At 68.9% G+C, this 9,519-nt stretch carries 8 protein-coding genes; 3 read left to right on the forward strand and 5 right to left on the reverse strand.

The genetic code is table 11. The features are described 5' to 3' along the window. Positions 1 to 279 precede the first annotated feature (279 nt). Together MFF22_RS08305 and MFF22_RS08310 are read left to right on the forward strand one after the other, a co-directional pair. Positions 280 to 1,572 carry an O-antigen ligase family protein gene (locus tag MFF22_RS08305; protein WP_238248484.1) on the forward strand — a complete coding sequence of 431 codons (1,293 nt, stop codon included), beginning with the start codon at positions 280 to 282 and terminating at the stop codon, positions 1,570 to 1,572. Further along, positions 1,572 to 4,928, forward strand: coding sequence for a PAS domain-containing protein (locus tag MFF22_RS08310; RefSeq protein WP_238248485.1), 3,357 nt, complete (start codon positions 1,572 to 1,574; stop codon positions 4,926 to 4,928). Before MFF22_RS08305 ends, MFF22_RS08310 begins: the two co-directional genes overlap by 1 nt. Before the next feature lie 237 nt (positions 4,929 to 5,165). Here the strand turns inward: MFF22_RS08310 and MFF22_RS08315 are convergent, their stop codons facing one another. From MFF22_RS08315 to MFF22_RS08335, 5 genes are all read right to left on the reverse strand, one after another. Continuing rightward, on the reverse strand, positions 5,166 to 5,477 hold the full coding sequence (locus MFF22_RS08315) for a hypothetical protein (protein WP_238248486.1): 312 nt from the start codon (positions 5,475 to 5,477) through the stop codon (positions 5,166 to 5,168). Next, complete coding sequence (locus MFF22_RS08320) at positions 5,474 to 5,776, reverse strand: EthD family reductase (RefSeq protein ID WP_238248487.1); 303 nt, start codon at positions 5,774 to 5,776, stop codon at positions 5,474 to 5,476. Before MFF22_RS08320 ends, MFF22_RS08315 begins: the two co-directional genes overlap by 4 nt. A gap of 81 nt (positions 5,777 to 5,857) precedes the next feature. Further along, positions 5,858 to 7,189, reverse strand: a complete 1,332-nt coding sequence (locus MFF22_RS08325; RefSeq protein WP_238248488.1) for an NAD(P)/FAD-dependent oxidoreductase — start codon at positions 7,187 to 7,189, stop codon at positions 5,858 to 5,860. A 191-nt stretch (positions 7,190 to 7,380) separates the two neighbouring features. Then, on the reverse strand, positions 7,381 to 8,028 hold the full coding sequence (gene maiA / locus MFF22_RS08330; protein ID WP_238248489.1) for a maleylacetoacetate isomerase: 648 nt from the start codon (positions 8,026 to 8,028) through the stop codon (positions 7,381 to 7,383). 97 nt (positions 8,029 to 8,125) lie between these two features. Continuing rightward, positions 8,126 to 8,989 (reverse strand): outer membrane protein, encoded by an 864-nt coding sequence (locus MFF22_RS08335; protein ID WP_238248490.1) that lies wholly within the window; start codon positions 8,987 to 8,989, stop codon positions 8,126 to 8,128. Between the two features lie 308 nt (positions 8,990 to 9,297). Between MFF22_RS08335 and MFF22_RS08340 the strand changes: the two genes are divergently transcribed. After that, a partial coding sequence (locus MFF22_RS08340; RefSeq protein ID WP_238248491.1) for a GTP-binding protein occupies positions 9,298 to 9,519 on the forward strand: 222 nt, incomplete at its 3' end.

Genomic DNA, 9,519 nt, shown 5'->3' on the forward strand with positions numbered 1-9,519 from the left:
GAGCTCTCCTTCGAGGCGCCTGTCGCCGCACCTCAGGATGAGGCCTTCGAGGCGGCTGCGCCGCACCTCAGGATGAGGGGGAAGATCTGGAGGAAGCCGGCCGAACCATCGTGTTCGCTCACGGCTCTTGGATCTCGCTCCGCTCGCAATGACGGTGGTGGGGTGGCGTCGGCGAGTGCACCCTGGGATTGTTCTCCCCCGCGGCGTTACGCGGCCTCAACCATTTCATCGCATTGAACGGCGGTGGGCCCGCGTCTCCGGCCCGCGGAGTCGCGTCCCATGGCTCATGCCGTCGCCCCCTCCGGGGCTCTCGCAGCCGGCCGCGGCCTGCTTCTGCGCGACGCCCTGCACGGCTTCGCGGGAGCGCTCTTCGCCGCTTTCGTCTTCTTTGCCTGCTTCGCCTTCTCCGACACGTCGCCCTACGACGTGATCGCGATCCCCACGATCGTCCTGTGGCTTTGCCTCGGCCTGCGCCTGCACCGGGGGCTGGTGCCCCTGATCGGCCTGCTGCTCCTCTACCTCACGGCGATCATCGCCGCTCTGCTGCCCTACCTGAACGAGGATTTTCCGGTCACCTGGACGATCCAGCTCGTCTACCTGTGCATCACGGGCGTGTTCTTCGCGATGTTCTTCGCCGACGACACCGACGCGCGCATGGACCTCGCCCTTCGGGCCTATACGGCGAGCTGCATCGTCTCCGCGGTGGCGGGCATCGTCGGCTACCTCGACCTCCTGGGCATCGAGGACCTGTTCTATCGCTACGGTCGGGCCTCAGGCACCTTCCAGGACCCGAACGTGTTCGGCTCGTTCCTCACCCTCGGCGCCCTCTACCTCATGCACGCGCTGCTCACGGGCACGGCCCGCCGGCCGGTGCTGAGCCTCGCGGGGTTGCTGGTGATCCTGACGGGCATCTTCCTGTCCTTCTCCCGGGGCTCGTGGGGAGGCACCGTCGTCGCCGTGACGATCATGGTGGTGTCGGTCTACGCGGCGAGCGAGTCGGCGCAGCTGCGGCGGCGGATCGTGCTGCTTACCCTCGCGACCCTCGGCCTCGGCCTCGTGGCGATCGCGGGCCTCTTCTGTCTCGAGCCCGTGCGGCAGATGTTCGAGACCCGCGCGGCGCTGACTCAGGATTACGACGAGGGAGAAACCGGTCGGTTCGGCAATCAGCTCCGGGGCATCCCCATGCTCATGGAGCGGCCCTTCGGAATGGGGCCGATGCACTGGCGCCTGTTCTTCGGCCTTGAGCCGCACAACTCGTATATTGGTTCGTTCGCCAATGGCGGCTGGCTCGGCGGGGCCGTGTTCATCCTGCTCGTCTGCACGACGACTTACGTCGGATTTCGATTGCTGATCCGGCCATCACCCTTCGCCAGACACGCACAAATTGTCTGGCCTGCGCTTTTCATGTTCTTCCTGCAGGCGTTCCAGATCGATATCGAGAAGTGGCGGCACGTCTACATGATGCTGGGGATGGTGTGGGCGCTCGAGGCGGCCCGACTGTCCCGGCAGATGCGGCGCCCGGCCGGAAAGGGCCGTCCGGAGGCGGGGGCAGGCGAAACGGTTCGCTCTTGATGATGCACGACACCGCTCAGATCCCCCTGACTGCCGCTGCCCCGCAAGGCCGGGACTCCGCACGGATCGAGGCTCTGGCTGCCATCGGCATCCTGGGAACGGCCCCGGAACCGCATTTCGATGCGGTCTGTCGCATCGCCCGGCGGATCTTCGGCGTCGCGGGCGCCTTCGTGGCCCTGATGGGTGAGGAGCAGGTCTGGCTCAAGACGCCCTGCGAACTGATTCCGACCACCGCCCCGCGCCGGCAGACCTTCTGCCACATCACCGTCGAGCGCGGCACGACCGTCGTCGCCCGCGACACCTGGGAGCATCCCGATTTCCGAGACCTCGCCGCCGTGCGGGGCGAGCGGGGCATCCGGTTCTATGCCGGCATCCCGCTGATGCTGGAGGCGGGCCTGCCGGTGGGCACCTTCTGCCTCGTGGACACCGCCCCCCGGGACTTCACGGACGAGGAGGCGGCCAGCCTTGCCGACCTCGCCGAGACGGTGACGGCGCATCTGCGCCTCGCCCGCGCCAACGCCGAGCGGACGAAGGCCGCCGCCTCGGCCGAGGCGCGGGAGGCGGTCATCTTCAAGCAGAACGGCGAGATCGAGCTGCGGGCCCGGGCGCAGGAGAGCGCGGACGCGCAGCTGATGATGGCCGAATGGCTCGCCTCCATAGGGACATGGAAGGTCGGCCTCGCGGACGGCACCGTCATGTGGTCGCCGGGCCTCTACCGGATCGCCGGCCTCGATCCCGCCGGCCCCGCGCCGGACCTCGCCCAGCTCGCCACCTACTACCATTCCGATGACCGGGACCGTGTCCGGGCCGCCGTGGCGGAAGCGGTCGCCGGGGGCGGGTCCTTCGCCTACGAGGCGCGGATCCTGCGGCCGGACGCGACGGTCCGCGATGTGGTGGTCCGGGGTGTCTGCCAGACCGATGGGGACGGCGCGGTGACCGGCCTCGTGGGCGTCCTCATCGACGTGACCGAGATGAGGCGGGTGCAGGATGCGGTCAGGCGCAGCGACGTGCGCTACCGCGGGCTGGCCGAAAGCCTGCCGCTTCTCGTGTGGACCATGCGGGTCAGCGACGGCGAGGCCACCTATTTGAACGCGCAGTTCCGCTCCTATTACGGGCCGATCGGCGCCGGGCGGGCCGAGCGGCTCGCCCGCAACCATCCCGACGACGCGCCGGCGATGCAGGACGCCTGGGAGCGCGCCCTTGTCACCCGCCAGGGCTATTCCGGCCAGTGGCGGATCCAGCGGCACGACGGCGTCTATCGCTGGCACCAGATCTCCATCTCGCCCGTCCTGCTCGACGCCAAGGGCGACATCCTCGAATGGCTCGGCACGGCGCTCGATGTCGATGACATCGTGACCGCGCGGATCGCCGTCGAGGATGCCCGACAGCTCCTCGGCCTCGCCCTCGAGGCGGCGGGGGCCGGCACCTGGGACTGGGACATGCAGACGGGGGTGGTGAGCCTCGGGCCCGAGAGCGCCCGGATGCACGGCCTCGACTGTCCCGCCGGGCAAACCCGCCTGCTGAACGCCGCCGAGTGGACCGGCCTGCTCCATCCCGACGACGCGGCGGATGCCTGGAACGAGGTGCGCCGGGCCATCGATTCCCGGACCACCTATGCCGCCCAGTTCCGCGTCGGCGACAAATGGATCTACGCCCGGGGCCGGACGGTCTTCGGCCAGGGGGACCGTCCCACCCGGATGGTCGGCCTGCACCTCGACATCACCGAGTCCAAGGCGACCGAGGCGGCCCTCAGGGCGGCGACGCACGATGCCGAGACGGCCCGGGCGGAAGCGGAGCGCGCCAGCGCGGCCAAGAGCAACTTCCTGGCCGCCATGAGCCACGAGATCCGCACGCCCCTAAACAGCATCATCGGCTACGCGGACCTGCTGCTCGAAGGCGACACGATCCGCGGCGAGGACCGGCGGCGGCTCACCCTGATCCAGAATTCGGGCGCCGCCCTGCTCACGGTGGTCAACGACGTGCTCGACTTCTCGAAGGTCGATGCCGGCGAGCTGACCCTCGAAACCCTGAGCTTCCCCCTCGTCTCGATCATCGAGGCGGCGATCTCGATCGTCCGCGGGGGAGCGCTAAAGAGCGGCCTCGCCATCGAGGTCGATCTCGACCCAGGCCTGCCCCGCTTCGTGGTGGGGGATTCGAGCCGCCTGCAGCAGGTTCTCCTCAACCTCCTGAACAATGCGATCAAGTTCACCCCCGAGGGCTCCGTCACGCTCAGCGTTCGGCGGGAAGGGGCGGGGCGGGCACCCGACGGACGGCGGGGGGAGGCCCTGCGCTTCGCCGTGACCGATACGGGCATCGGCATTGCGCCAGCGGATCAGGCCCGTCTCTTCCGCCGGTTCAGCCAGGTCGACGGGTCGATCAGCCGGCGCTTCGGCGGCACGGGCCTGGGGCTCGCCATCTCGCACCAGCTCGTGGGCCTGATGGGCGGCGAGATCGGGGTCGACAGCCGCGAGGGCGTGGGATCGACCTTCTGGTTCACCCTGGTCCTGCCCCGGGGGGCCGAGCCGGTCCAGCCGGTGCCGGAGGCGGGTAAGGCCCGCTCCGCCACCGATGCGGGGGAGGGGATGTCCGGGTCGCGGGGGCAGCGTCTCCTGTTGGCCGAGGACGTCGCCATCAACCGGGAACTCGCCTGCGCGGTGCTCGAATCGCAGGGTTACGATGTCGCCGTCGCGGCTGACGGGGGAGAGGCCTTCGCCGCCGTCGAGGCTGCCTTCGCCACGGGCCTCGACTTCGACCTCGTCCTCATGGACGTGCAGATGCCCGGCGTCGACGGGCTGGCGGCCACCCGGCGGATCCGCAGCCTCGCCCCCCCGGCCTGCGACGTGCCGATCATCGCCATGACCGCCAACGTCCTGCCGGAGCAGATCAAGGAACTGCTCGATGCCGGGATGGACGACCACGTCGGCAAGCCGTTCAAGCGGCAGGACCTGTGCGCGATCATCGAGCGGTGGACCGCCCCCGGGGCGCGGCGGCGGCTCGCCCAACCCGCGGCACCATCAGTGCCTGCGCCGGCCGATCCTCAGCTCCTCGATGCCGGGGTCCTGGACGCGATGCGCTCGCGCTTCGGCCACGACCGGGTCGACGGGCTCCTCGACATGTTGGCGGGCGAACTCTCACAACGGTTCCGGATGGCCACGACCGACCGTCAGGAGATCGCCCACGACGCCCACGCCATGGTCTCGGCGGCCGGCATGCTCGGCTTCGCCGGCCTCTCCGACCTCTGCCGCGAGCTGGAGGCGGCCGCCCATTCCGACAGCGATCTCTCCCACCTGATCCGCTGCCTCGAAGTGCAGCGGGCCAAGACCTTGCGGTTGATCCGGACGATCCGGGCGGCCTGACCCACCGGTCCCTCTCACATCGAACATCCCGCGTGGCGACGGGGGGCGTTCCTGATGGGTAGCGCGGGATCGCTCGCCCCCTAAGACCCACCCACGCCCTCATCCTGAGGTGCCGGCGCGAAGCGTCGGCCTCGAAGGAAGACTCCGGGAATCGCGCGGGAACTGGAGCCCTCCTCCGAGGCCGCTGACGCGGCACCTCAGGATCAGGGCGAGGGAGGGAAGGAGCGCCCCTTCTGCCTACCCGGCTGCCGTCTCGTCCTCGTCGAGGGGGTCGGCGGTCCAGGCGGTGGCGAAGGCCGCGAGCTGCCGGGAATCGGCGAAGGCGGCCACGCTCAGGGTCCGGGGAGCCGGGGATGCGCCGGGATACGGGCTCAGCATCACGCCCACCTGCGCGAGGCGGGCGCCGGGCGCGTGGGCGTCGATCCAGGCCTGGGCGTCGGGCGACAGCCGATCCGGCGCGGCGAGCGCCCGGGCGTCGCCGCGCAGAACCAGGACGTAGGGACCGAGCGTCGGCTCGGCTTTCTTGACCGCTTCGATAACGTCGATCACGCGAAGTCGTTGAGTTGCACCTGGGCCTGGGCCTCGGTGAAGTTCGGGATGTCGGCGAAGATCTCGGCACCGTGGGCCGCGGCCGCCTTGCCGAAGGCGTCGGCCGATTCGAACTTGAGCAGGGCCATCACCTGGAACGGGGCAGGGGCGCCATCGGGCGTGCCCTTGCCCGTCACCACCGTCGCCTCGTGCAGGCCCATGCCCGACCAGCGCTCCCGCACGAGGGGCATGTGGGTGTTCAGATAATACCCCATGTCGAACTTGGGGCCGGTCGGGTACATCACGCTCACGAGGATCACGGCGTTCTCCCTGTTCTCCGCCCGAAGGCTTTTGACTGATTTTCCCGCGCCGAACCAGCATCCCCCACGGCGAACGATGCCCTAATGCAGCTTCACCCGCGAGACAGTGCGCCGGGTCAGGGCCCGGGCCATCGCGTCGATGGTGGTCTTGATCGTCCCGTGCAGGGCGCGTTCGTGCATCTTGTAGAGCGAGCGATACATCATGCGGGCGAACAGCCCGACGATCAGCATGTTCTGCCCGCGGATGAAGCCCATCAGGCTGCCCACGGTCGAGTATTCGCCAAGTGAGACGAGGGAGCCGAAATCCCGGTACTTGAAAGGGGTCAGCGGACGGCCGGCGACCCTGGCCTCGATCTGCCTGACGAGATGGGTTGCCTGCTGGTGCGCCGCCTGCGCCCGCGGCGGGATCGGCCGATCGGACCCGGCTTCGACGAGGTAGGCGCAGTCGCCCATGGCGAAGATATCGGGGTCCCGGGTCGTCTGAAGAGTCGGCGTCACCACGAGCTGATTGGTCCGGGTCGTCTCCAGCCCGCCGATACCCTGGAGGAAAGGTGGGGCCTTCACCCCCGCCGCCCAGACGACGAGTTCCGAGGGGAGGAAGGTCCCGTCGGCCAGGGAGACGCCGTCGGCCCGGACCTCCGTGACCCGGGCCTTGATCCGGACGTCGACCCCGATCTTCGAGAGCATCTGCATCACCTCGGCGGAGAGGCGTTCCGGCACGGCCGGCAGGACGCGGTCGGCCGCCTCCACGAGGGTGATGCGGATGTCCTTGTCCGGGTCGATCTTGTCGAGCCCCGTTGCGACGACGTGGCGCAGGGTCCGGTGGAGCTCAGCGGCCAGTTCGGTGCCCGTGGCGCCTGCGCCGATCACCGTGACGTGGAGCTGGCCGGGCCGGACGGGGCCTTCCTGGGTGTGGGCCCGCAGGCTCGCGTTGACGAGGCGCTGGTGGAAGCGCACCGCCTGTTCCTGTGTATCGAGGGCGATGGCGTGCTCGGCGACGCCCGGGGTACCGAAATCGTTGGTGGTCGAGCCGACGGCGATCACCAGGGTGTCGTAGCCCACGACCCGCTCCGGTGTGACCTCGCGCCCCTCGGCATCGTAGCTCGGCGCCAGGGTGATCTGCCGGGTGGACCGGTCCAGCCCGGTCATCTGGCCGATTCGATAGCGGAAGTGGTGCTGGTGCGCGTGGTGCAGGTAGTCGACTGCGTGGTGGCCGACATCCAGGCTCCCCGCGGCGACCTCGTGCAGCAGGGGCTTCCAGATATGGGTGCGCGCCCGGTCGACCAGCGCCACGTCGACCTGCCGGCGCTTGCCGAGCCGGTCACCCAGCTTGGTCACCAGCTGAAGGCCGGCGGCCCCACCGCCCACGACGACGACACGATGAGGGCCGGACTCGCTCACTGCTGACACCATGGATGCCTCGAGGATCGCGGCGCCAGTCGTCCGGGCCGCCGATGAAAGACCTGCTTAAACTTACGCGGTACGAGATTGCCAGTTCTTCCCACGCGGCGACGGGCCGCGATATCCGGCAGAACTCACCCATATCATGTGATGGGGCGGCCTTGTTTCGCCGGAACGCGGTGAAACTGCGACGGTGACCGTTTTCAGGTCTGCGGAGCGCCCGGCTGACGCAGGGGGTGGGATTCGGCGAAGGCCGGGATCTCGAGGCAGGTCTGCGCGATCCGTGCCACCGTCGGGAAGGGAGCGGTATCGACGCCGAAGATGCCCGTCCCGACCCACAGGCTGACGAGGCAAAGGTCGGCGTGGCTGATCGTCTCCCCCTGGCAGAAACGTCCCGTGCCGGCTTCCGTGGACAGGCGCGTCTCCAGCGTCTTCAGGCCCGATTCGAAGGTGTGGCGCACGAAGGCCATCATCCGTTCCTTCGGCAGGCCGTATGCGTCCATCAGGAAGGTGCGCACGCGCGGCACGTAGAGGGGATGGGTGTCGCAGGCCACGACCTGTGCCAGGGACCGCGCCCGGGCTCGCTCCCGGGGATCCTCCGGCAGGAGTCGAGGGCCGCCGCGCGTCTCGTCGAGGTAGTCCAGGATCGCCAGGGACTGGGTCAGGGGCGGACCGTCGCCGTCGAACAGGGCCGGCACCGCGCCCTGCGGGTTGATGGCCCGGAATTCCGGCTTGTGCTGGTCCCCCGCATCGAGGTCGATGAAGGTCTCCTCGTAGGCGAGGCCCTTCAGCTTCAGGGCGATCCGCACCCGAAAGGCGGCGGCCGACCGCCAGTTGCCGTACATGCGCATGGGCGTCGCTCCGCCTGAGGGAACACGAAAAAGGGGGCGGATGCCGACCTCGGCACCCGCCCCCTTCTAGCGAAGGAATCGCTCTGCGTCAGAGATCCTAGAAACCGCCGAACTTATAGTTGAAGCCAGCGCGGACGATGTTGCCCTCGGTGCGGAAGCGCGAGACGTAGGCGCCGGCGCCGACACCCGGAATGGCGTTCACGACCACGTTCTGCGTGCCGAGGTCGTAGTGGATGTACTCGGCCTTGATGGTGATGGCGTCATACTTGATGCCGAGGTAACGGCCGACGGCGAAGGTGTTCAGGAAGCTGTCGGTCGGCAGGGCGAACTCGATGCCGCCGCCGTAGGCGTAGCCAGTCTTGAAGTCATCGTAGCGGCCGGCGAACTGCAGGGCACCGCCGGGGGTGTAGAAGTTGGCATCGTGGAACACGTTGCCGTAGGCCAAGCCGCCGGTGCCGTACACGAGGACGCGGTCGAAGGCGTAGCCGACGCGGCCGGTCAGGGTGCCGAGCCAGTCGAGGCTCTGGCGGAACTGACTGGCGTTCGGCGGGCCGCCGGCGACGTTCGGGGCGCCGAGGACGAAGCGGTTCTTGGTGATGTCCGTCCAGTCGATGCTGTTGGCGATACCGACGACGATGCCGGAGCCAGGCGTGAACTGGTAGTTGTAGCCAGCGGTGCCGCCGATGTTGGCGATGCCGTCCTGCGAGGTCGTCACGGCGGCGGGGCGGCGGCCGAGGGCGACGTTGGTGGCGTTGCCCGGGAAGACACCGGCGGTGGTGATCCGCTGACGGTCGGTGAAGGTGTAGGCCGATTCGAGGCCGGCGTAGAAGCCTGTCCAGGTGAAGACCGGCACGGGGGTGAAGACCGGCGGCGGTGCAGCGCGGCGCGGAAGGTCGGCGGCGCCGGCGGCGGTGGCGACGAAGGTCGTCGCGGCGGCGGTCAGGAGGGCTTTCTTAAGCATTTGGCAGAGACCCGGAGTTTCTTCTCAATGTCTATGCAGCCAAGGTAATCGCCGCGCTTGGATGCGCCTATGCCCTTAAAGCCACAGTAGCTTCGTAAAGCGGTCTTCACGGATAATGACATCGGCGCCCGCCGACGGCGGGTCGTGGGGCCGATCCGACCTTGACTTTATGCCTGGGAATCGGCGCAGCCCTTGATCCGGGCGGGCCGAGCCTCTAAGCGTCCGGCGCTTTTCGCCCCCGTCAAGCATCGGGGCGGCCGAGCTGGATCCGGGGCGCCCGCGTTGCCCCCTCCGCAGGAACGGGAATCATGGGCAAGGAAAAGTTCTCTCGTACGAAGCCGCACTGCAACATCGGCACGATCGGCCACGTGGACCACGGGAAGACGTCGCTGACGGCGGCGATCACGAAGGTCCTGGCGGAGTCGGGCGGGGCGACGTTCACGGCCTACGACCAGATCGACAAGGCGCCGGAGGAGAAGGCGCGCGGGATCACGATCTCGACGGCGCATGTGGAGTACGAGACGACGAAC

It is taken from the genome of Methylobacterium persicinum (assembly GCF_022179525.1).
GTDB classification, from domain to species: domain Bacteria; phylum Pseudomonadota; class Alphaproteobacteria; order Rhizobiales; family Beijerinckiaceae; genus Methylobacterium; species Methylobacterium persicinum.

Coding starts and splice junctions, on each gene's coding strand:
- MFF22_RS08305 (WP_238248484.1), top strand. CDS start 280: ATGGCTCATGCCGTCGCCCCCTCCGGGGCTCTCGCAGCCGGCCGCGGC.
- MFF22_RS08310 (WP_238248485.1), top strand. CDS start 1,572: ATGATGCACGACACCGCTCAGATCCCCCTGACTGCCGCTGCCCCGCAA.
- MFF22_RS08325 (WP_238248488.1), bottom strand. CDS start 7,189: ATGGTGTCAGCAGTGAGCGAGTCCGGCCCTCATCGTGTCGTCGTCGTG.
- maiA (WP_238248489.1), bottom strand. CDS start 8,028: ATGCGCATGTACGGCAACTGGCGGTCGGCCGCCGCCTTTCGGGTGCGG.
- MFF22_RS08335 (WP_238248490.1), bottom strand. CDS start 8,989: ATGCTTAAGAAAGCCCTCCTGACCGCCGCCGCGACGACCTTCGTCGCC.